The sequence below is a fragment of the Shewanella sp. 10N.286.51.B7 genome (genome assembly GCF_002873615.1).
GTDB lineage: Bacteria > Pseudomonadota > Gammaproteobacteria > Enterobacterales > Shewanellaceae > Shewanella > Shewanella electrodiphila.
On sequence record NZ_MCUF01000025.1, the window covers coordinates 71446 to 94596 of the forward strand.

The following is a 23151-nucleotide window of genomic DNA, read 5'->3' on the forward strand; positions in this document are numbered from 1 at the left end:
TAACTACTGAGCTTGTATGAAGTAAAAGCATAATAAGCACCATTTGAATAATAAGCACCGTTTGAATATAAAGCAGCGCCGTCAAAGTAATGATAAATTACTTTAATAAGAAACAACAAATTATCGAGAATCGCAGCTGATATTGCGATTGATTAGCATCATTTTAGAAGCCGCTAGGCTTAAAGAGAGAATTAATGCCATTTCTAGCTCAAGTAGAACAAAGTTTATTACAAGATGGATTAACGTTAGATGGTCTTCAGGATTACCTAAACATTATTCACCAACATAATATTGATTTTTCAGACTTGTACTTTCAAGGTAGCCGCCATGAAACATGGGCCCTTGAAGATGGCATTATTAAAGAAGGCAGCTTTCATATTGAACGCGGTGTGGGCGTTAGGGCGATTACGGGTGAGAAGACCGGTTTTGCTTATGCCGATGAAATTACCCCAGCTGCATTGCAGTCTGCTGCAGAAGCTGCCAGAGGCATCGCACTCGCGGGTCAAGAGCATAAAGTACATGCCTTTAAGCGTCATACCACTCATAGTTTATATGACAGCGACGACCCAATTGCTGCGATGGAAGAAGCACCAAAGATTAAGTTATTAAAAGAAACCGATGCTTATATTCGCAGCCTTGATAGCCGCATTATTCAAGTTGTAGTGAGTTTATCTGGCGTTCATGAAGAGATTTTAGTGGCGGCGAGTGACGGCACATTAGCTGCAGATATTCGTCCGTTAGTGCGCTTTAATTGCAGTGTCATTTTAGAAGATAATGGCAAACGTGAACGCGGCAGTGCTGGTGGCGGTGGTCGTCATGATTACAGTGTATTTATGGTAAATGATGACGCAGGATTACCTGTTTGTTTTCAGTTTGCACGTGAAGCAGTGCGCCAAGCACAAGTGAACGTGAATGCCATTGATGCGCCAGCTGGCGAAATGCCGGTTGTATTAGGGAATGGCTGGCCAGGTGTATTATTGCATGAAGCGGTAGGTCATGGTTTAGAAGGTGACTTTAACCGTAAGGGCAGCAGTGCCTTTAGCGGTAAAGTGGGTCAAAAAGTGGCGTCAGAACTGGTGACAGTGGTTGATGATGGCACCATTGCAGATCGCCGTGGTTCGCTTAGCATTGATGATGAAGGTGTGCCGACACAAAAAACCACTTTGATTGAGAATGGAATTTTGAAAGGTTACATGCAAGATAAGCTAAATGCGCGCTTGATGGGCGAAGCGACAACTGGCAATGGTCGTCGTGAATCTTATGCTCATTTACCTATGCCACGTATGACCAATACTTATATGGAAGCTGGCGATTCTACGCCAGAAGAGATGATTAAATCTGTTAAAAAAGGCATTTATGCACCAAACTTTGGTGGCGGCCAAGTTGATATCACTTCTGGTAAGTTTGTATTCTCAGCTTCTGAAGCCTACTTAATTGAAAACGGCGAAGTGACCGACGCGATTAAAGGCGCGACCTTAATTGGCAATGGTCCAGAAGCAATGAGTCAAATCTCGATGGTGGGTAATGACTTAGCACTTGATCAAGGTGTTGGTGTGTGCGGTAAAGATGGCCAAAGTGTTCCTGTTGGGGTCGGTCAGCCAACCTTAAAACTAGACAGCTTAACCGTAGGCGGTACAGCTTAAGTAAATTGCTAAGGTGTCTAGATGACACCTTTTTTATTTATGTGACATAGGTAAAGCATTGCTGTAGTAGTGAAAAGTAAAACTAGTTATAATTCTCCATCAATAGAGTAATTGCTCTACTTAAAGGGTGAAGTTAATGAGGCATTTAGCTGTTTTCTGTTCGAGTATGTTTGATTCAAGTAAAAGACGAACTGCATTGCCGTCATTGCTTGCGTTATGTGCGCTTTCCCATCCTGTTGTAGCAGAACCTATTGCCTTCAATAGCGCGTGGCAGCAATTATTAACTGTCAGCGACCAACTCAAAGCCCAATCTCAAGAAGTCAGTCGTGCTGAAGCTGAAGAGCGTGCTGGCGAAGATATGAATCTACCTTCACTGAATCTTGCAGGTAGTTATACCCGTTTAGAAAAGCCAATCGAACTAGATTTACGTGATCTTAACCCTCTAGCTGCGATTGATCCTTCGGGTTTACCACCGGCATTAGGTGAAGCATTAGCGGCGATCCCTGGTTCAATGTTCGTCACGCCGTTTACTGAACAAGATATTTTTCGCGCTAGCTTACAAGCGATGTGGCCGATTTATACCGGTGGCAAAATTACAGCTGCTCAAGGTATTCATGCCGCCCATGTCGAAGAGAAAAAGCATCAATACTCATTAACAACGCGAGATCTTTTCACTCAGTTAGTGGATCGCTATTTTGCCGTAGCGGTTACGCAAACTTTAGTAAATACCAATCAGCAATTAGTTGATTCCCTTGCTGAACACGAATCTCATGCACAAAAACTAGAGCGTGAAGGTCAGATTGCCAAAGTTGAGCGATTGAATGCTCAGGTGGCACTAGAAAATGCCAAAGTAAATTTAGGTAGCTCAAAACGCCAACATGAAATGGCGCAAATTGCATTATCGCGAATGCTGCAGCTCACCGATGCTAATCCCACTTCAGGATTGTTCAGTTTGCCTCAATCTCCTTCGTTGCCGCGTTTAAGTCAGCTAACGTTAACTCAACATCCAGCGCTGAAACTACTTGAAGCCAAAGAAGCACAAGCGAGTGGCCTCATTCAGTTAGAGAAGGGGCGTTATCACCCGACTGTGTTTTTATACGGTAACTATACCTTGTATGAAGATGACAGCTTGTTTTCACAGATTGAACCAGACTGGATGGTAGGTGTTGGCGTCAATGTACCACTGTTTAGTCGTGATGGCCGTAGTGGCAAAGTGGAAGCAGCACAAAGCGCATTGTTACAAGCCAAGTATACAAAAGCCCAAACACAACAGGATTTAAGCTTATTGGTTGATCAAAGTTTTCGCCAATTACAACAAGCCGATGAAGAAGTGAAAGCGTTAAATACATCTTTGGCGTTGGCAACAGAAAACCTGCGTTTGCGAGAGTTAGCCTTTAATCAAGGCCTATCCACCTCAATTGATCGAGTCGATGCAGAGCTTAAACTCAGCGCGGTGAAAACTCAGCAATTAGGGGCGCAATATCGTTATGTACAGGCTTATGCAAGATTAATGGCTATCAGTGGCCAATTAGATGAGTTCATTGGTCGAACCCAATTACAGGAGCAGCAACATGCGGGCTAATCGAGTTATTGCCGTTATCGCAATTATTTTTCTGCTAGGCACATTAGCTTACGGACTAAAACTAGCATTTGAGCCAAAAGAAACGGTATTACAAGGGCAAATTGAAGCGCGAGAATACAACATTTCATCTAAGGTGCCGGGACGAGTTGAGCAAGTCATGGTTCGACGTGGCGATAAAGTGGCAGTTGGGGATTTATTGTTTGCGATTAACAGCCCTGAGTTAGATGCAAAACTGATGCAAGCAGAGGGCGGACGAGATGCTGCTAAAGCCATGCAACAAGAAGCAGATAATGGCGCGCGTCAGCAACAAGTCACAGCATCTAAAGAGCAATGGTTAAAAGCTAAAGCGGCAACAGACTTAATGGCCACAACCTATCAAAGAGTGGAAAACTTGTTTGATGAGGGCGTGGTCGCCAGACAAAAGCGAGATGAAGCATTCACCCAATGGAAAGCGGCGCAATATACTGAGCAAGCTGCATTAGCTATGTATCAAATGGCCGACGAAGGTGCTCGAGTTGAAACGAAAGCTGCAGCTGCGGGTAATGCACGTATGGCAGAGGGCGCTGTTAAAGAAGTCAGTGCTATTTTAGCTGATAGCCAAATGCGCTCACCTAAGGTGGCTGAGGTCAGTGAAGTGTTATTGCAAGCGGGTGAGTTAGCACCAAGCGGCTTTCCTGTTGTTAGCCTGATTGATATTTCTGATGCGTGGGCGGTAATGCAACTGCGTGAAGACCAATTAGCTGATTTTAAGCAAGGTCAAACAGTGGCATTAACGATCCCTGCGTTAAATGTGACAGAAGAATTTACCATTTCACATATTAGCGTGATGGGCAGTTTTGCCACTTGGCGCTCCACTGAAAGTGGCCACGATTTTGATATGCGCACCTTTGAGGTGGAACTGCGTCCGAATCGTCCAATTGCTGATTTAAGAGTCGGTATGTCAGTGCTATTGAGTGTTGATTAGCATTTTTAGTTAGAGATTAAGGTGTCGTTAGAGGTTAAGGTGCAAAAATGCGGGCTTTACTAAAACAGGAACTTAATCGTTTATGGCACTCGCCTTGGCAACTTGCCTTGGTGACTTACATTCCGCTTATCAGTATTTTGTGTTTATGGTGGCTGTTTAGTGCAGGTTTGCCAAGGCAACTTCCTGTGGCTGTGGTCGATCAGGACAATAGCCAATTAACCCGTATGTTAACTCGCAATTTAACAGCCAACTCGGTTATTAAACCTATTGCTTATGCGCAATTAGCGGATGGAGAAGCTGCAATGAAGCAAGCTGAAGTTTATGCGCTGGTTTTGTTTCCTCATCAGTTTAAAAAGTCACTGCTAACCAGTGGTAGTCCTACCGTTGATATTCGTTATAACAGCCAATTTTTATTGGTGGGTAAGTTATTATCTAGCCAGCTTCAAATGAGTCTAGGGGCTGGATTAATGGAAGTTGCAGGCATGAATCAACTCCTTAGCGGAGTTAATCGAGCTTCTGTGGCCGTCAACTTAAGCCCTGTAACCAGTCAAACAACAGCGTTATTTAACCGTAACAACAATTATGTGGGCTTTTTAGTGCCACCGGTGTTGATTGCACTAATACAACTGATTGCGATGATGACGTTTGTAAATGCGTTAAATAGTACGCTAATCAACAAAGGTGATAGTTATTTATTGCCTAGTGATTTCTGGCGACAAGTCGTTTGTAAGGTCCTTTTCTACACGCCGATTATGCTGCTTCATGGTTGTTTCATTCTTGCATGGTTATATGGTTATCTGAACCTACCTTTTGCGGGCTCCTTAAGCCTTTTAGTGATGGCTTTAGTGATGATGCTTCTCGCGCTTTGGACGTTAGTCATTTTGGTGTTCTTATTAATGCGTGAGCCTGCCCGCAGTGTTAGCTTTTGTACTGCACTGTTTGCGCCAGCATTTGCCTTTATGGGTGTGACGTTCCCTGTTAATGATATGCCACAATTAGCTCAGTGGTGGCGGTTGATTATGCCTTCTAGCCACTATATTGATTCTCATATAAGCGTGATTAGCTATGGGGCACAGACACCGCAAGTATTGCAGCAATTCTTATCCTATGGGTACTTTTTGATTGTGTTGGTTCTGGCCTGGGCGCTTGAGCGAATGATCAGTAGCAAGCAATTATCGAATCAACAAAGCCAGATTCAGTCACCTGATGAATCAGTTGTTGTAGGTAATAATAAAGGGGCTAGCTTATGAGTTGGCTACAATTATTACTTGCCGAGTTTAAGGCTATATTAGCTGATAAAGCGATAGTCGTTACCATGTTTGGTGGGGTGTTATTTTATTCTGTTTTATATCCCTTACCTTATCTAAATCAGGTGCCAACAGAGCAGATGGTTGTGGTGGTTGATCATGACAATTCATCGTTAAGCAGGCAATTACTTAGGCATGCCGATGCAAGCCCTAAAATTAACATTGTGGCGCAACTTGGCAGTATTCATGAAGCAGAACAATGGATTTCAGAATCTAAAGCTCATGGTTTATTGGTGATCCCTGAAGGTTTCAGACGTAACCTATTACTCGGTAAAGGTGCCACCTTAAGTTACGGCGGTGATGCGAGCTACTTTTTGATTTACTCAGCTATTGCAGAAGGTCTCATTAGCGCCGGCATGGATGCGGGTAAGCAAATTCAAATGGTGGGTTTATTGGCTCGAGGCCAAAACCCTATCCAAGCTCAGCAAAGCTTAAATTCAGTCAATATTAATAGTGTTCCAGCATTTAATCCCAGTTTAGGCTACACACCCTATGTAGTGCCTGGGTTATTTTTACTTATTCTGCATCAAACCTTATTGATCGGTACGGGGATTTTAGGGGCAGGGCAATGGCGTAAAAAAGGCTACTGGAATAAGGTTTCCCCCTCAGCCTTAATTGGTGCTCGATTAACGGTATTTAGTCTTATCTATGTGCTGTTTTCAAGCTTTTATCTAGGCTATTGTTTCTATTGGTATGATGTCAGTGTGCAGGCGACATTAGCCCAAGTCAGTTTGTTCATATTGCCATTTTTATTGTCGACTGCAGCTTGTGGTATCGCCTTAAGCAGTTTGTTTGTTAAGCGTGAGCTACCGACCCAAGTGCTGCTGTTAGTTTCAATGCCAATCTTGTTTGTGTCAGGTTTTGTTTGGCCATTAGCATTAATCCCAGATGTGTTAGTGCAATTATCACAAGTTATCCCGGCAGTACCCGCCATTTTAGGAATGTTAGAATTAAATCAAATGGGGGCGGACTGGGTGACTGTGTTGCCGCAATGGCTGCAAATGTGGGTATTATTTGCTTTGTTTTTATTGCTGGCTTACATAGGTGTCAAGCGCAGACTACCGAGTGATTTGGCGTAGAGCACATCCTTTCAAATCCATAAAAAAATAGACATTGGCTTAAGCGCAATGTCTATTGGTTTCTCTGTATTATTAATTAGCTTTATTAAGCTTTGCTGTCGCTGTTGATCGTCTTCCAAATTATAAAGTTCCCGTTTCAGCGTTGTTAAGTTCAGCTTCTAGGCGAAGTAAGTTTTGCTTGTAGATTGGCTCATGAGTGGCTTTAGCTGCCTTTTTAAAGTCTTCTAAGGCACCTGTATTATCATTGGCTAATACTTTCATCACACCACGGTTATTGTAGGCGTATGCGCGCATTTGCATCGATGGTAGCTTGTCTGCATTAACAGCCATTTTTACTGCTTCAGTACAGGCTTCTTCGGCAATTTCATACTTAGACATTTTAGTGTAACCAACGCATAAATTGAGGTTACGTGTATAAGTATCGATTGCAGAGCGTTTAGCTGATTTGGTTAATGCGATGCCTTCAACAAGATCACCCGCTTGAATGGCGTCCACACCTGGCATGTTTTCAATTAACACCATTTTGTAACTTGTGGTTTCTACTGCTGCAGCAAAAACACTTCCTGAACAAGCAATTAATAGACTAGCAGCGATCATTGAGGTCAGTTTAGAATGTTTCATTTTAATACTCCTTTATAGGTAGTAGCGGTTGCTACATCGCTAATTTAGGCAAAACTGTGATAGCTGACAAACGAGAATAATTGGATCGATAAGTGAGTTTTTTTCACTTATCGATATTTAGGGCGTATTGAACTATCAAAGTTGTTTTTGCAGCGAGTTGTTGTTCATTTAGATAAGGCTGAGGCTTTGTGGTATAGCCATGCTACATAAAAGCCGATAACGCAGTAAAAATGAACAACACGACTTAGGGTTCTATAGCGGCTTATTTTGAAAATTAAATCGCGCGACAATCCAGTCAATTAACTGTTGAACGTCTACATTAGGCTGGCTGTTGCCGTGATGAATGAGGTGATAGTTATCACGGCTGTTGAGTGTTTGGGGAAATAAAGCAACTAAGCTTTTATTATCAAACCACTTTTGACTGATAGGTAGGGGAATAAGGGCAATGCCTAAGCCTTGTTCTGCGGCTCGTGCAACGCTGAACATGCTGTCTAACTGGATTATTTGTTTGGCTTTAAAGTTATGTATTCCAGCAGCTTCAGCCCATTGCTCCCAAGAGTGGGGTCTTGCTTGGTGAACGATTAATGGTGTTTCTGATAAAGCGTCCAGTCCCTTATCTTTAATGTGGGCATATAAAATGGGGTTACAAGCAGGAACATAGTTAAGTGGAAAGAGTTGGTATGAATGTTCACTGTTATGTCGAGTGCCGGATAACACAATGGATAGATCTGTTTGGGCGGTTTGTGCAGAGCGAGTTTTTACGGTTTCTAGCTTTAAGTTGATATGTGGATACTCTGTTGACCAACCGACGAGTTGTGGCACAAACAGCTCACTGGCAAAAAATTCAGGCATCGAAATGCTTACTTCTTGCATACTTTTTTGTTGATTGAATTGGTTGACTGTTTCTGATAATTGCACCATTAATGGCGCGACTTGTTGATAGAAACGACTGCCATCATCTGTGAGGGTTATTGAGCGAGTTTGACGCTTAAATAATGAAAGTTGTAAATTTTCTTCTAATTGTTTGATTTGGTGACTCACCGCTGAAGGGGTGAGAAAAAGTCGATGGGCAGTTTCTTTAAAGCTTAGGCACTCTGCGGCTACACAAAAACAGCGCAAACCTCGAAGTGAGGTATGTAAAGGTAACATGGTGTTCTCAATTAACTAAAAAAATATATAAGCAAATGCTAAGCCAATACTGAAGCGATAAAATTCAATGGTTTAGTATGTTAGTGAATGGTAATTCGCTTTATGATTGAGCGTCTGCACTTTTCTGGTGCACATGTGGGGCGCTGAATTCAGTCAATAAAAAAGCCCGCATGAGCAGGCTTTTGTACAATATTTCAGCTTTTAATTTGAACGACTTGACGACTAACTTAGCCTTTTATGAATAAGCTTATTCAACTGTCACACTGAAAAATACTTCAGTTTTTAATCCCGCAGGTGTGGTTGTGGTTAAGGTTATCGTGTCTTGGCCAACTTCATCAGATGCGGTATAGGTAAATCGAGTCGCCACTTCATTACATTCAAGGCTTGCATCGGTAAAGCTGTAGCAGGTTTTATTTGGTACGGTATAACCATTGAAGTCGATTGCGCCATTGGTTGCTGTAACGGTTAGTGTCGTTCCTGCTGGCAAGACTTGCTTGGCACTATCATATAATTCAACAAAAATAGTGCTCATGGCTTCTGGTGCTAAAGTTAAATCGCTGATCGGATTACTATCAACATCAGTGGTGATGATTGTAGCGCCCGAGCCTGACATGGTTAATACCGTTGCGGCGCGAATGTAAGTTTTGTTTGCTTGGTCTTCGCCACATAAACTACCTTCACATTGTGGGCCATTGAACATGCCATCACCACTAAATGGGTTCACACAGTCAATGACATCGCAATGGGCGTTGTAAGTATCACCTGTAGTATTGAAATAAGGTTCACCATCACGGCGAAACCCAGATTCATCATCATCTCTGAAGGCATCACCTAAGTCACTGAAACCACCTTGATGGTAAGTTTCTCGGTCCATACCATTACCTGTACAGGCAATGGCATTTCCTACTCCATCTAAACAAGCATCTGTGATTACGCCGCCATCAGCATCATCAAAAATGTTATTACCATTGGTATCAAAGAAGGTTTCATGACCCAGCGCATAGGCTAATACTGTTACACGGTGATCGGTTGGGCGCGGGTCAGTTGATGTCCATATGACAGAGCAACTACCATTAACTGTTGAACAAGAAGGCTGTATTTGTCCACCTTCAGCAGTAAAGTTCACTGTGGTGTCGTCAGGAGCTGGGTTGCCGAAACTGTCAGAAGCAAACACGGTCATTGTGACCTCTTCACCATTGTTGTTGCCCGCTTCTGGGTTAAATAACGAAGGAGAGATACTAAATCCAAGCTGTTGAGGCAGACCTGTGTTAACAGTGAGTTGTTCAGACTGAGTGGTAATGGTATCGCCTGAATCTGTATCTGTGGCTGATGCTAAAACACGCACAGGCGTCGGAATAGTACCCGATTGAACCGTTACAGAGACTAAACCATCAGAATTACTGGTTGCTTGGCTAGTGGTATTGCCATTTGAGAAGCTTAAGCCGCCAACAATAGTATCTAAACTGAATTCGACTGCTTGTTGAGCTGCAGGTTGACCATTAGCGCTACTAATTAAAAACGTCACTAATGAAGTCTCGGTAGAGCCAGTCCCGCCAGCACCTTTAATGCGGATTTGAGTTGGATCTGCAGAAATAAAGCTAAGACTGCCGAGTGTTTGACGCTCTAATGAAAAATCAAAAGTTGCACTGAAGGATTCACTGCCAATCAGCGCTGTTGCAACAATTTGCTCACTTCGGAGGCTATTACCGCTACAACTTAAGTCTTGATAAGTTGAGCTTGCTGTACCTGTAGATGTAACCACTGGTGAGTCGATAGCTGCATCAGTATTGGTTACACAATCAGAGGTGAATGATACGCTTACTGGGCTCTGTAATGGCTCGAATGTCCCGTCAGCTGCTTCGACAATAACATCAGCATAAACCCCAAAACTCGCACCTGCACCAATAATAAAATTACCGTCAGCATCGGCAGTTAAGGTTGAGCCTAATTTACCTTCAATAAACACATCTGCGTCAGGGTCTGAGTTATCAATAAAACCAAACTTTAAAGTGCCATCAGGGATCACTTCATCACCCGCTAATACTTCATAAGCACTGGTACCAGATATAGTTTCATCGTTAAAATCAGTGCTGGTGACTAAGGTATAGGCGCCTAATTCACTACTTGAAGCGGTATAACTAATGCTCGCAATGCCTTCAGCTGTAGTGAGTGCGCTATCAGGTGATAAACTTGCATTACCTGCTTGGAAGCTAACTAGTTGATTTGCGATTGGTTGGTTAGCACCATCCATTACACTGGCTGTCAGCAGTACAGCTTGATCAATTTTAAAGCGGGTGACTGTTTGACCTGCTTGAGTGATACTCGCTGTAACCGAAATGGTATCCGGTGTAGGCACGGTATTGGTATCTTCAAACTGATAATTTTTACTTGCGCTGACACTATCGGCATCATCAGGATTGAACGATACCATCAAAGTGCCCGCACCAACGGCATTGCTCGTAGAGCTAATAAATACACTCGCGAGGCCATCACTGTCAGTTAACTTACTCTCAGCACTGGCTTCACCAAAGTCAGGGGTGAAATTGACAATGGCACCACTGACGTTGCTATTGGACAGTTTAAGCTGAGCTACCGCACAAAAGCTTTCGTTGATATCAAATGTCAGTGAGTCGGTATCGGCATCACATTGTCCATTAACAACGGTTTGGTAGCTAACACTAATGCTATAGCTTCCATCTTCTCCCCCACCATTGTCGTTGTCATCAGACGGGCCATTACAGCCAGCAAGTAACCCGAGTAATCCAAGTGAAGCAATTGATAAAGGCAGTGCATGTATTATTTTTTTTAGTAGCATCAGCAACATCCTTGTAAGTAAATTTTATTCAGCTAAACCGGCGCGTAAGTATTTGAATAATTCTTTATGAGATTTTGATTCAGGGCCTTTGGCTAACTCTTTAGTTGATTGGCGAATAAGTTGGCGCAACTTTTGACGATCAAATGCTTCATGTTGAGCAAGTAATGTTTCAACTTCTTCGTTTGGATTTTCAAGTAAACGGGCACGAAGTTTTTCAATAATCTGCACTTGAGCAGTTTCATTATTGTTTTTATTCAACACATTATCTAGTGCTGTAATAATGGGCTCGTGCTCAAAACCGCGCATTAATTTACCGATGTACTGAAGATGACGTCGGTATGCCTCAGTTTTCGGTTTAATGCTTTTAGTTTTTAAGACAGCATCATACAAAAATTCATCTAAACCAATTTTGTCTAGTTGCGATTTGCTTAAAGCAATAAGGCGCATGCCTAGCTCTTGTGCATCTTCGCTTTCTTTCTTGAATTCTGTTCTGCTGACGTAATCATCGTCATTGTCATATGGCTGGTGGAAGTGATCTGAATCGCCGACAATTTTCATAGTAAATAACCTCTAATAAATATCATCGAATAATAACACTTCAGAGGCTATCGCGGCCACTGAATATACGTTAAGAAGACGATTTACTTTAAAACACATTTGCACTCATTAAGTGATAATTCAACACGATAACTAAAGGTTAGTTTATTTAACCCTATTTGTGGGGCTAAATCCTTGTTTTGTTGGTTATCAATACAGTTTTGAATTTGATATGCTAGGCGCAACAATGGAAACTGAAGAGTAAGTTTGTGTCTACCAATAATATTGATACTGAATTATCGGCGTTAAAAGATGCCGTTGCTGTAGCATTAGAATATGCAAAAAAATTAGGCACGAGTGCTGCTGAAGTTGCCATTAGCAAACAACAAGGACTGTCGGTTTCAACGCGAGAGAAAGAAGTTGAAACCGTTGAGTTTAATAAAGACGGTGCTTTAGGTATTACAGTCTACCGAGATGGTTGTAAAGGCAGCTCATCAACATCAGATTTAAGTCCAGATGCGATTGCTATAGCGGTAAAAGCAGCGAATGACATCGCAAAATATACCTCATCAGATCCATTTAGCGGCTTAGCGGACAAAGAGCTAATGGCGCAAACCATTCGCGATCTAGATTTATATCATCCACAAGATATCAGTCCTGACGAGCTGGCTCAGCTAGCCATTCGTGCTGAGGAAGCCAGTTTATCGGTTGATGAGCGAGTGCAACATTCAGACGGAGCAACGGCTAATGCACATACCGCTGCTAAAGTGTACGGTAATAGCCATGGCTTCTTAAATGGCTATTGCAGCTCGCGTTATAGTTTAAGTTGTGTGGTGATTGGTGAAGAAGCTGATGGCAATATGCAACGCGATTATGATTACACTATTGCCCGTAAATATAACGAATTAATGACGCCAGAGTCAGTGGGATTATTAGCCGCAAATAAGACGGTAAACCGTCTTAACGCACGTAAAATCCCAACATCGAACTTACCTGTTTTGTTTTCACCTGAAATCGCGACAGGCCTGATTGGTCACTTGATTGGTGCGATTAGCGGCAGTAGCTTGTACCGTAAATCAAGCTTCTTACAAGATTCTATCAATACTCAACTGTTTCCTGATTGGTTTAGTATTGAAGAAAACCCGCATATGGTTGGCGCACTTGCAAGTGCGAACTATGACAGTGAAGGCGTGGCAACTCAGCAACGTCAAATCATTGATCGTGGCCAATTAGAAACATATCTATTAACCAGTTATTCTGCACGTAAGTTATCTCTACCTAATACAGGCCATGCTGGTGGTATTTACAACTGGACTTTAAGTCACTCTGGGCAAACCTTTGATGAACTTATTAAACAGATGGGTACAGGGCTAATTGTCACTGAGGTGATGGGTCAAGGCGTGAACATGGTGACCGGGGATTACTCTCGAGGTGCAGCAGGTTTTTATGTCGAGAACGGTGAAATCCAATACCCAGTGGAAGAGATTACTATCGCTGGTAATTTAAAAGACATGTTTATGGGCGTGCAAGCGGTTGCTAAGGATCAAGATTTACGTTCTTCAATCCGTACCGGCGGTATCTTACTGAGTGAGATGAAAATCGCAGGTAGCTAATTTGCTTAAGCAAAAACATAAACCTTATTAAGCACTGCTCCAGCAGTGCTTTTTTGTATCTCATTTTCAGATATTTAACCCCTTTACGCTGGCTTTCTTATCTTTACACTTCTTTACGGTCAATTACATCCACGCTTTGTCCTATCTCTTGAGAATGTAATTAAACAGTTAACGGAGTAGATATGTTTAACAGAAATGTGTGCAGTTTGATGATGGTTTGCTTGGGAAGTGTGTCATTGATGGGGTGCGACTCTATTGATGGTGATAGTGATGATGACTCAGATGCCGTTGCGTATGTGCAATATTATAATGCCTCAGCGAACAGTACTGCCACGTCGCTAGTGTTAGATGATTATGAATACAGTTATATTGAATTTGGAGATTCCATGCCGCGATATGGCTACGATACAGGTAGCGTGGCAATGGAAATATATGGTCAAGATGAAAATGAAGACACGGTCACGATTTATAGTGAGGATATGAGCTTCAGTAATGAAGATAATCATTTATTTGTTTTATATGGAGACTATCAATCGCCAGAATTATTAGACATTAGCTACGAACGTAGCGATATGGATGATATGAATGATGATGACGATGAAGATTACAGTAAAATGCAGGTCTTGGTAGCCAATGTTACGTCTGAAGATATGGCCTATGACGCTTATATTTCGCTAGACAGCGATGAATATCAAGATGCGACAATGTTAGGCAGTATCGGATACCGTGGTTACACTACTGAGCTGATGTTAGATACCGATGAATATATTATCTATTTAACTGATCAGGGGACTGATAACGTGGTTTACACCACAGAAAGTATGAGCTTAACCACTGAGACTGTTTATAAATTTGTGCTGCGTAACAGTTTTGGCTCGGGTGATTTAAAGGTCACGCTAGACAGTGTGGACTCAACATCGACGCCAGTTACTTATACTAATATTGATTCTACCGCTGACTTCAGGGTATTTAATGGCCTTGAAGACATCACGCTAAATGTCGATGTGGTGAGTAAGCTAGAGTCGCATTATCTGCATGATATTACGCCATTCACTGTTAGCGACTTCCAGCAAACGGGTTTTAATGACTATGGCGTAACAGTGACTAATACCGATACCAGTGAAGTTATCTTGGATAACGTGTTAGTGACCTTTAACCAAGATGATATCCGCACCTTACTGTTGTACCAAGAAGATGACAGTATCAAAGGTATGGTGATCGAACATGACATGCGCCCAAGAGCTTATGAATACAATGTTGATGTGGCGAACTTATCAGAAGATTATGATGACTTAACTGTGTATTTTGTTAATAGCACGGAAACCATTGAATCAGCTGAATACACGATTGAGGATATTGATTTTACTGAACAAGAAAGCCTTGTTATGCCTCAAGATGACTATGAAATCAATGTGGTGTATGAATCTGATAATGGCACCCAAACCTTACTATATCAGTCAGACCTTATCACGTTTGATGGTGATACTAACTATAGCTTTGTATTAACCAAAGACAGCGAAAGTCAGTTTGGCTACACCTTACATCAGCTATAAAACTCTTATGTTTATTCAGTAAAATGTAAAACATAAGACCCCATAAATACAAATGCCGATATGTTGAATATCGGCATTTTCATTTCTAGTGATCTGTAAAGAGGGCTTATTTACATAAAGCGCCCTTTAAGCTGTTTGGTAGTTACTTAAAATTCTGCCCAAATTAGCTGATGCGGCAGATAGTTCAACGACACCATTTGAAGACTGGCTTGCAAGATCGCGGATGGTGTTTGATTTAACACGAATTTCCGTTAACTCTTTAGCAATATCATTAGCCACTGCGCTTTGCTCTTCAGACGATGTTGAAATATGGAAGCTCATATCCATAATCGAACGCGATGACTCAGCAATGGCGTTCACATCAGTCCCAATATTAGTGATTAAGTCGCTACTGCTTTGCGCTTGCTTAACGGTATCTTGAGTAATGCTATCAATATTTTGCGTTTCAGATTGCAGCTGCTCAATCATAGATTGGATTTCAACAGTTGCTGATTGTGTGCGACTTGCAAGGGTACGCACCTCATCGGCAACGACAGCAAAACCGCGACCCATTTCGCCGGCGCGAGCGGCTTCAATTGCCGCATTTAATGCCAGTAAATTCGTTTGCTCAGAAATGGCATTAATTGTGGTGATCACCTCATTAATTTTAGTGGCATTCTCTTTCAGGCTACCAACAGAATCTGAGGTTTTTTCAATGTAAGTCGATAACTGCTGAATCTCTTCAATCGCACGTTTCACCCGAGTATAACTCTGCTTAGTGTATTCAGAATCTTGCTCAACTTGCTGAGTGGTATTTTTAGCAATATTTGATACTTCAAGTGATGACGCGGTCATTTCTTCCATTGCAGTTGCAACTGAATCTAATGAAATGTATTGCTGATCGATTTGGTCTGCACTTTGCTGGGTTTCATCTGCAAAGGAGCTTGATGTTGTATGTAGAGTGTCAGCACTTTTCTTAACCGTAACAACCAATTCAGTTAATGTATCCATTGCTTGGTCTAGTGCGCAGCCAATAGTACCAAATTCATCGCGACCAGGATGGAAACCTAAGCGCGAAGTTAAATCGCCTTTGCCAATTTTAGCTGTGGTATCCCATAGTACCCACAACGCCCCCCCAATGAAGGTCGCATTCCAATAAATCACCAATGCAAATGGCAACACCCACAAGAATGACAGTAACAAGCTATAAAATGCATCTTGTTTAGCATCATTTTCAAGTTGATAAACTGATTGGTTTAATGAGTAATACTGGCCATTAGCTTGGACAACAGCAGTGATATTATTGTCGTTACGCTGGTTTTGTTGATTATAATCAGACACAGATAAACCTGCACTACTTGCTTGGTCTAACTGGTTTGTGGCTTCAAGCGCATTAACGGTCGCGGTGACTTTTTCTGTCAGCACAGTCATAGAGTGTTGTTCTATTTGGTTAATGCTATTGAAATAACTGTTAACCGACACACTGCCGATAATCAGTAAAAAGAGTGCAAAAATAGCCCAGAACTTATCGTTAATAGACATTTTGATAAAAAGCTTATCAATATTACGAAATTCAACTTGCTTCATAGTGCCGACACTTAAATGATGGAAATTAACCAAATTCTAGAGCAGCTTGATCGGTTTGGATACGATTTTTTGACAAAATATATTCTTTTTTATTCGATTTGTTACATGCGGTTGCTGTAAACAACATAACTAAAAGTTGTTTCATTGTACCTCTTTGTAAACAAGGTCTTTTTTTAGATTTTTTATCATTATTAATTCATCACCTTAAACAAAAACCGTCTAAAAGCATTTTCAAATGCATGGATTAAATCTGGTGTTTGTTGCTCTGACAAAATATGCAGCATTCCAGCATACGAAACAGCTTGATGTGCATAGCAAATACTTTCAGCAAGCTGCCATGCTCGTTTTAATTCATCTTTGGAGCCATATTTTGACCATTGATTTAAGTAAGCATCAATAATTTGTTGCTTCCCCTCACTGTCATCCATTCTAAATAAGTAAGTGCCATCGATAAAAGGGTGACTAATGCAGCCGTCGCTCCAATCAAAGAAGGTAAAGTGTTCTTTTACGCCATTACGTGGAGCAATATTTTCGATGTGTAAATCACTATGAACCAAGCTAGAAGGCAACTGATAAGCGGCTAATGCTGTGACAGATTGTTTGAGCTTATTGAGTACTTGGCTTAGGCGTTCAGTAGATAGGTCAATATCTTGGGGGAAGCGAGAAATAATGGCCTTATCATTAAAAATGCGCTGCAGCTGTGTTGGTAATTGGGTAATGTCACGACGAATACAGCCAGCCGCTTCTAACTCTTCAATGTGGTCAACAGAAGCCAATTGTAGATTGGCGAACTCAGTAAAAGGTTTAACCCAGTCACAAAGCGGCACGGTATCGACAAATGCCTCACCAAAACTTTCGGTTAACATCCATTGCAGATGGGCGTCGAATGCGATGACTTTAGCGCTATATTGTGGAAACAGTTCAAATAACTTTGAACATAGACTGGCCTCATTTGAAAACAAAGGTAAGAAAGCCGTGGCCTTAAAGAAAGTATCACCTGAGCCAGTTGATTGCTTGAGTACATGACCCAAAGCCCACGTTTTAACAACTTGTAATTCATCGATTAAACGAATGTTTTGTTTACTTAACTCAGCTTCAGTCCAGCGCTGAGCGGTTTGCGGCCAATTGGCTTGTTGCCAGGATTGTAGTGTCTTGCTCATAAAGGGTTTCCTAGGCAGTCATTAATTCAGCTGATACTGTAAAATAAAATGTGAATGTACGTTTGCTTACGATTAATGTTAATTTTATTAAGTCTTTAAAATTAGTTGGTTATAGGTAATTGTTGTGTTGAAGTTGCCCATAGGATAACACTTTGATTGCACTGTGAGACATTTGGACATTTAATAGACGCACACAAATACCCTAGATTAATAAAAAAGAGAACCGGTATGAAGGCTATTACCCTCGCAGCGACGCTGCTTTGTTTTTCCCCCCTATTGGCGACAACCTCAGTTTTAGCGGAAGACGACACTAACAACACTCGCTCATCATCTATGGCTGAGCACAGTCGTAAAATCGCTGTTGATGAAACCGTGGTGACAGAACATAAAACGAAAGTGAATGGTAATAGTTTTTCCTATACCGCCACGGTAGGTACCCAACCAGTATGGAATGAAAATGGCGATGCGGTGGCAACCCTTAACTACACCTATTACCAGCGTGAAAATGTGCGTAACACAGCGAAACGCCCTTTATTGATTTCATTTAATGGTGGGCCAGGTTCTGCATCGGTATGGATGGATATTGGTTACACAGGCCCGCGTGCGATTAATGTTGATGAAGAAGGTTATCCGTTGCAACCATACGGGGTAAAAGCGAACCCTCATTCAATTCTTGATATTGCTGACATCGTTTACGTAAACCCTGTTAACACTGGTTACTCAAGAGTACTGGCCAATAAAGATGGCGAGATGCCAAGCAAAGATGAACAACAAAAAATGTTTTTTGGTGTGAATGCTGACATTAAGTATTTGGCTGAATGGCTAAATACGTTTGTGAGTCGCAATGAACGTTGGCGCTCGCCTAAATACCTTATTGGCGAAAGCTACGGTACAACTCGTGTCTCTGGTTTGGCATTAGAGTTACAAGACCGTCAATGGATGTATCTTAACGGTGTGGTATTAGTGTCACCGACAGACATAGGTATTGAGCGTAAAGGGCCTGTTAAATCGGCTAATCGCCTACCGTATTTTGCGGCGGCGGCTTGGTATCACAAGGCCTTGTCTGCAGAATTACAAAATGCTGATTTAACCGAGTTTTTACCAGAAGTTGAAGCGTTTACGATTAATGAATATATTCCTGCATTAGCCATGGGTGGCTTTATCGCGCCTGATCACAAGCAGAAAATAGCTGAAAAAGTGGCTTATTTTTCAGGCTTGAGTGTGGATGAAGTACTTAAATCTAACCTTGATGTATCGACACGCTTTTTTTGGAAGGCGTTACTTCGAGAGCGTGGCCATACGGTAGGTCGTTTAGATTCGCGTTACCTGGGTATTGATAAGCAAGATGTGGGTGACAGCCCTGATTACAATGCGGAGTTAACCTCATGGTTGCACTCGTTTACCCCAGCGATTAATGCTTACATGCGTGAAGAGTTAAATTATAAAACGGATATCAAGTATTACATGTTAGGTAATGTACACCCTTGGGATCGTACCAATAATAAAACAGGTGAAAACTTACGTCAGGCAATGGCGCAAAATCCATACTTAAATGTGATGGTGCAAGCTGGTTATTATGATGGTGCGACCAATTATTTTGATGCCAAATACAGCATGTGGCAACTTGACCCAAGCAGTAAAATGAAAGACCGTTTAAGCTTTAAAGGCTACCGTAGCGGTCATATGATGTACTTGCGTTCAGAAGACTTAAAGCAATCTAATCAAGATTTACGTGAGTTTATTGAAGCGACTATGCCAAAAGAAAATGAGGCTGCAAAATATTAACTGCTTATGTTTGCTAACAGATTGTCGAACTTATTGAGCAATGAGCAAGCAAGTAATTAAGTGATAATGATAAAGGAGCTTCGGCTCCTTTTTTATCTATCAAATCAACCTATTTAGTAATATTATTCAATGTATTAGCGACCTAATTTTTCACCTAGTCCTTGTTGAATATATTGCATCAATAAGCATAAAAAATAATAAATTGGAATGTAAAATGAGAGTGAGCATATTATCTGCGGTGTCGTTGCCTATCATTCTGGCTATGCCAATGTTGGCACAAGCTAAATCGGTTATCACTAAAACGGCTATAACTAAAACGCCAATGGCGAGTGAAGTTTTGTGTGACGCTGAAAACATCACCCCGATTTATCAGATCCAAGGTACTGGCTCTACTAGTCCATTTGTTACTGCGCAAAGCAATGAATCCGTTAAGGAAGTCACCACCACAGGTGTAGTCACAGCTAGAGCGGAAAGATTATATAAAGGCTTCTTTATTCAAGATCCACTAGGTGATGGTTCACCTTTGACATCTGACGGTATTTTTGTCCATTGGGGCGCTTCTGCGCCAGCTGAAATCGTCCCAGGAATGGAAATCTGCGTAACAGGTAAAGTACAAGAATACTCAGGTTTTACCCAAATCAATCTTGAGCCCCAGCAAAAATATAAACTCGGTAATCCAGTTGGCGAGATAGCCGCAACTCCATTGCAGGTAAAAGAGGGTCAAAGCTTAGCTCAAGCCCTTGAACGATTTGAAGGCATGAAACTGGTGTTAACCGCTGAAAGTGACATGACAGTTACACGTTCATTCAGTCTTGATTATGACTCGTATCGCAACAATATGGTGTTATCCCATCAAGCGCCATTAATGAAAGCCACTCAGGTTTATGCACCTTTATCTGCTGAGGCGATAGCATTAAATAAAGCCAATATCAGTAATCAGCTGGTGGTTGAGTCAGACTATAAAGCTGACCATGGCAAGGTACCGTACTTTCCAAGTTTTAATGCCGAGAATGGTTATATTCGCATAGGCGATACATTGACCAATATTGAAGGGGTCATCGGCTATAGTTACGACAAATATCGCTTTATGCCAATCAACGAAATCAGTGCCAGTGATTTTGTGCGCAATCAGGATCGCAGCGCGGCGCCAGCGATAGCGAATCAAGGTGATTTACGTGTAGCCAGTTTTAACGTGCTGAACTTCTTTAACAGCCCATTTGGCGGTGATGCTAATCCATTAGGTCACAATCGCGGCGCTAAGATAGAGTCAGAAATGCTGCTGCAACGAACAAAAATGGTTAATGCGATGGCGGCAATGAATGCTGACATTATTGGCTTAATGGAAGTTGAAAATAATGGTTTTGGTGAGTTAAGTGCAATTCAAAACTTAGTCACTGCGCTAAATGACAAGCAGCCTACTGAGCTTGCTTATCAATTTGTCGAAGTGACTGACAACAATGGTTTGGTTGGCAGTGATGCCATCGCTGTCGGCATATTATATCGACCTGCTGTGGTCACTTTAGATGGCCTAGCAAAGGTTATCGCTACGCCAGAGCAACACGTGAAAGAGGGCGTTGTTTCACGTATTAAAGATGGCGTAAAAGAGTTGAATCCAGCTTATAAAAAATATCAACGTCACAGTTTGATGCAAGGTTTCAAGGTTAATGATCAAAAACTGACTATTGTAGTTAACCATTTTAAATCTAAAGGCTCAGGCTGTTTAGAAGATTGGTTAAGCTTTAATGAAGATTCAGAACCTGAGGATTTACAGGGAAAGTGTAATGCGTTTCGTGTTTCCGCCACCAAGGTGATTGGTGAGTCGATAATAGACTTAGACGGAGATGTGCTGGTTATCGGCGATTTGAATGCCTATGGCAAAGAAGATCCATTAGCCGTGTTAACTGACTATGATGCCAATAGTAGTGAACGTGTTATCAGTACTGCATCACACACTCGCTTAAATGGCCTAGAGCATGAAGCCCAAGGGCTGGTGATTGATAAAGGCTTCGGGTTAATTAATTTAAATACCCAAGCACATGGCCCTGAGACTTACTCGTACAGTTATCGTGGTGAATTGGGCAACTTAGACCACGCCTTAGGTAATTTAAGCTTAGCAGCGCGGTTAGTGGCGATTGAAGATTGGCATATTAATGCCGTTGAATCGAGCTTGTTTGAATACAGCAGTAAATATACTGGAGAGCTGGCTAAGTCTGACAATGTTTACTCTTCATCAGATCACGATCCAGTGCTCATCGCGCTGTCATACCCTGAGGCGCAAGCATCTAATGTGGCAGTGATTAAAGATAAGGCTGCTGGCGCGAGTTTAAGCTTTTTAGGTTTATTATTGTTATCCGCATTAGGGTTTGGCCGTAAGAGCAGGCGGCTCACTGTTTAATGAGCATGATAGCTTAACAACAGGCGTGACTTGTATTTGATTTTATTGAATAGATAGATTGGTTTTATTGGATAGATTGATTTTATTGAATAAATAGATTGGTTTTATTGAATAGATTGATTCATCAATACCAACAAAAAAAGGAGCCTAGTGGCTCCTTTTTTTAGCTGCAAATCTTAAGTTGCTGATTGAGCGTCAATGGCAATTCTTGAGCGCTTAGCCGCTGTTTTTTGTTTGCGGCGACTCCAAAATAAATATAAGCCAGTAAAACCAAGAAAAACTGGCATTAAACCGACAATACACCAGATAATTCTAGTGAGTAATCCACCAAAGTAGCCAAAGTGAAGCTTACGAAAGCTGTCTAAAAACACCATCAGAAAACCCGCTTCGCGTATATCTTGTTTACTCAACAATTCGCCAGTGGTTTTGTCAAATTTAACCACACTCGAGTATTCACTGTTTAATGGGTTACTTGTCTCGACGGCACCATAAAATGAAATATCTCTATCGGGTTCATGGGGCATGGCTAAATAGCCCGCCTGATAAGTTGGGATCTCTTGGCTGCTTTGCTGCCTGAGCGACTCAAACGAAATATCAGGGCTATGGAGTGGCGCAGTAATATAAACATGGCCGCCGTCACCATGGTCATTGATTTCATGCAATATGCCGGCAATATTCCAGTAGCCGCCAGTGAATGCCATGATAAGTAAAATAGGTGAGCTTAAAATGCCAATGAATTTATGGATATCACTGAATAAAATTCGTCTTACTGCATTAAAGCGCATAGTGAATATTTTAGCCCAGAAACGACGATATAAAATAATGCCGCTTATGCCTAAAAATAACATCAGTAGCGCAGCAAAAAATCCCACCCATGCGCCTTTTACGTGCAATAGAAACGAGTAATGTAACTCTAATAACCAGTCAGTAATATAGTGATCCATGGCTTGTGGCTGAGATAACAGTTCACCAGAATACTGGTTAATATAGACTTTTCCCCAATCTTCAGTGCCGCGTTTTATCACATAGGCGGCGTCAGAACGTTGCTTATCATCGAACAGTTCCCATCCTCCTAATTCGTATTCAGGGTTAGCCGTTAAGGTGGTTTGCATTAAGGTATCTAAGCTGACACGCTCGCTTGTACTCTCAGCGTCAACCACCATATGGGCAGGTCGTAGCAAGCTATCTATTTCGACTTTAAAAACCAAAATGCTGCCAGTTATTGAAATGATCAATAACGGCAGCATAGCGATAAGCGCTCCGTAGGAGTGCCATTTGAATAATGTTTTTCTCATAATTTACTCTAAGAGGTTAATAACACTTTTAGTCCATCCTAAATAAGCAAAGCCTCCTTGCTAAATGAGCAAAGAGGCTTTGAATAG

At 41.7% G+C, this 23151-nt stretch carries 16 protein-coding genes; 9 read left to right on the top strand and 7 right to left on the bottom strand.

Annotated elements, in window-relative coordinates; all coding sequences use genetic code 11:
• The first annotated feature begins 194 nt into the window (after positions 1–194).
• From tldD to BCU84_RS07465, 5 genes are all read left to right on the top strand, one after another.
• On the top strand, positions 195–1643 hold the full coding sequence (gene tldD, locus BCU84_RS07445; RefSeq protein ID WP_102527453.1) for a metalloprotease TldD: 1449 nt from the start codon (positions 195–197) through the stop codon (positions 1641–1643).
• A 136-nt stretch (positions 1644–1779) separates the two neighbouring features.
• Positions 1780–3225, top strand: a complete 1446-nt coding sequence (locus tag BCU84_RS07450; protein WP_241906383.1) for a TolC family protein — start codon at positions 1780–1782, stop codon at positions 3223–3225.
• Entirely contained in the window at positions 3215–4189 is a 975-nt protein-coding gene (locus BCU84_RS07455; RefSeq protein WP_102527455.1) for a biotin/lipoyl-binding protein, read from the top strand. Before BCU84_RS07450 ends, BCU84_RS07455 begins: the two co-directional genes overlap by 11 nt.
• Before the next feature lie 47 nt (positions 4190–4236).
• Complete coding sequence (locus tag BCU84_RS07460) at positions 4237–5439, top strand: ABC transporter permease (RefSeq protein ID WP_102527456.1); 1203 nt, start codon at positions 4237–4239, stop codon at positions 5437–5439.
• Complete coding sequence (locus BCU84_RS07465) at positions 5436–6575, top strand: ABC transporter permease (RefSeq protein ID WP_102527457.1); 1140 nt, start codon at positions 5436–5438, stop codon at positions 6573–6575. Before BCU84_RS07460 ends, BCU84_RS07465 begins: the two co-directional genes overlap by 4 nt.
• A 120-nt stretch (positions 6576–6695) precedes the next feature.
• Here the strand turns inward: BCU84_RS07465 and BCU84_RS07470 are convergent, their stop codons facing one another.
• The 4 genes from BCU84_RS07470 to yjgA all read right to left on the bottom strand — a co-directional run bounded on the left by BCU84_RS07470 (position 6696) and on the right by yjgA (position 11718).
• A complete protein-coding gene (locus tag BCU84_RS07470) occupies positions 6696–7196 on the bottom strand; it encodes a hypothetical protein (protein WP_102527458.1) in 501 nt (166 codons plus the stop codon).
• Positions 7197–7448: 252 nt separating this feature from the next.
• Positions 7449–8345 carry a LysR family transcriptional regulator gene (locus BCU84_RS07475; RefSeq protein ID WP_102527459.1) on the bottom strand — a complete coding sequence of 299 codons (897 nt, stop codon included), beginning with the start codon at positions 8343–8345 and terminating at the stop codon, positions 7449–7451.
• Between the two features lie 247 nt (positions 8346–8592).
• Positions 8593–11160, bottom strand: a complete 2568-nt coding sequence (locus tag BCU84_RS07480) for an Ig-like domain-containing protein (RefSeq protein ID WP_102527460.1) — start codon at positions 11158–11160, stop codon at positions 8593–8595.
• A gap of 24 nt (positions 11161–11184) precedes the next feature.
• Positions 11185–11718, bottom strand: coding sequence for a ribosome biogenesis factor YjgA (gene yjgA, locus BCU84_RS07485; protein ID WP_102527461.1), 534 nt, complete (start codon positions 11716–11718; stop codon positions 11185–11187).
• Positions 11719–11966: 248 nt separating this feature from the next.
• On the opposite strand from yjgA, the gene pmbA reads away from it, so the two are divergent.
• Both pmbA and BCU84_RS07495 read left to right on the top strand, forming a co-directional pair.
• The gene (gene pmbA, locus BCU84_RS07490; protein ID WP_102527462.1) at positions 11967–13310 is read left to right on the top strand and encodes a metalloprotease PmbA; all 1344 of its coding nucleotides are present in this window, start codon (positions 11967–11969) and stop codon (positions 13308–13310) included.
• A gap of 182 nt (positions 13311–13492) precedes the next feature.
• Positions 13493–14863: a hypothetical protein gene (locus BCU84_RS07495; protein WP_102527463.1), complete on the top strand. Its 1371-nt coding sequence runs from the start codon at positions 13493–13495 to the stop codon at positions 14861–14863.
• A gap of 126 nt (positions 14864–14989) precedes the next feature.
• On the opposite strand, the gene BCU84_RS07500 is transcribed toward BCU84_RS07495, so the two are convergent.
• Together BCU84_RS07500 and BCU84_RS07505 are read right to left on the bottom strand one after the other, a co-directional pair.
• Positions 14990–16429, bottom strand: coding sequence for a methyl-accepting chemotaxis protein (locus BCU84_RS07500; RefSeq protein WP_102527464.1), 1440 nt, complete (start codon positions 16427–16429; stop codon positions 14990–14992).
• A 191-nt stretch (positions 16430–16620) separates the two neighbouring features.
• On the bottom strand, positions 16621–17589 hold the full coding sequence (locus tag BCU84_RS07505; RefSeq protein WP_102527465.1) for a phosphotransferase: 969 nt from the start codon (positions 17587–17589) through the stop codon (positions 16621–16623).
• 333 nt (positions 17590–17922) lie between these two features.
• Between BCU84_RS07505 and BCU84_RS07510 the strand changes: the two genes are divergently transcribed.
• Entirely contained in the window at positions 17923–19374 is a 1452-nt protein-coding gene (locus BCU84_RS07510) for a carboxypeptidase (protein ID WP_241906386.1), read from the top strand.
• A gap of 214 nt (positions 19375–19588) precedes the next feature.
• Positions 19589–21769, top strand: coding sequence for an ExeM/NucH family extracellular endonuclease (locus BCU84_RS07515; RefSeq protein ID WP_102527467.1), 2181 nt, complete (start codon positions 19589–19591; stop codon positions 21767–21769).
• Between the two features lie 176 nt (positions 21770–21945).
• Here the strand turns inward: BCU84_RS07515 and BCU84_RS07520 are convergent, their stop codons facing one another.
• Positions 21946–23064, bottom strand: a complete 1119-nt coding sequence (locus tag BCU84_RS07520; RefSeq protein ID WP_102527468.1) for a PepSY-associated TM helix domain-containing protein — start codon at positions 23062–23064, stop codon at positions 21946–21948.
• Positions 23065–23151 lie beyond the last annotated feature (87 nt).

Excerpts from the sequence above, each read along its gene's own strand:
- tldD (WP_102527453.1), top strand. The coding sequence starts at position 195 with ATGCCATTTCTAGCTCAAGTAGAACAAAGTTTATTACAAGATGGATTA.
- BCU84_RS07450 (WP_241906383.1), top strand. The coding sequence starts at position 1,780 with ATGAGGCATTTAGCTGTTTTCTGTTCGAGTATGTTTGATTCAAGTAAA.
- BCU84_RS07455 (WP_102527455.1), top strand. The coding sequence starts at position 3,215 with ATGCGGGCTAATCGAGTTATTGCCGTTATCGCAATTATTTTTCTGCTA.
- BCU84_RS07460 (WP_102527456.1), top strand. The coding sequence starts at position 4,237 with ATGCGGGCTTTACTAAAACAGGAACTTAATCGTTTATGGCACTCGCCT.
- BCU84_RS07465 (WP_102527457.1), top strand. The coding sequence starts at position 5,436 with ATGAGTTGGCTACAATTATTACTTGCCGAGTTTAAGGCTATATTAGCT.
- BCU84_RS07470 (WP_102527458.1), bottom strand. The coding sequence starts at position 7,196 with ATGAAACATTCTAAACTGACCTCAATGATCGCTGCTAGTCTATTAATT.
- BCU84_RS07475 (WP_102527459.1), bottom strand. The coding sequence starts at position 8,345 with ATGTTACCTTTACATACCTCACTTCGAGGTTTGCGCTGTTTTTGTGTA.
- BCU84_RS07480 (WP_102527460.1), bottom strand. The coding sequence starts at position 11,160 with ATGCTACTAAAAAAAATAATACATGCACTGCCTTTATCAATTGCTTCA.
- yjgA (WP_102527461.1), bottom strand. The coding sequence starts at position 11,718 with ATGAAAATTGTCGGCGATTCAGATCACTTCCACCAGCCATATGACAAT.
- BCU84_RS07495 (WP_102527463.1), top strand. The coding sequence starts at position 13,493 with ATGTTTAACAGAAATGTGTGCAGTTTGATGATGGTTTGCTTGGGAAGT.
- BCU84_RS07500 (WP_102527464.1), bottom strand. The coding sequence starts at position 16,429 with ATGAAGCAAGTTGAATTTCGTAATATTGATAAGCTTTTTATCAAAATG.
- BCU84_RS07505 (WP_102527465.1), bottom strand. The coding sequence starts at position 17,589 with ATGAGCAAGACACTACAATCCTGGCAACAAGCCAATTGGCCGCAAACC.
- BCU84_RS07510 (WP_241906386.1), top strand. The coding sequence starts at position 17,923 with ATGGCTGAGCACAGTCGTAAAATCGCTGTTGATGAAACCGTGGTGACA.
- BCU84_RS07515 (WP_102527467.1), top strand. The coding sequence starts at position 19,589 with ATGAGAGTGAGCATATTATCTGCGGTGTCGTTGCCTATCATTCTGGCT.
- BCU84_RS07520 (WP_102527468.1), bottom strand. The coding sequence starts at position 23,064 with ATGAGAAAAACATTATTCAAATGGCACTCCTACGGAGCGCTTATCGCT.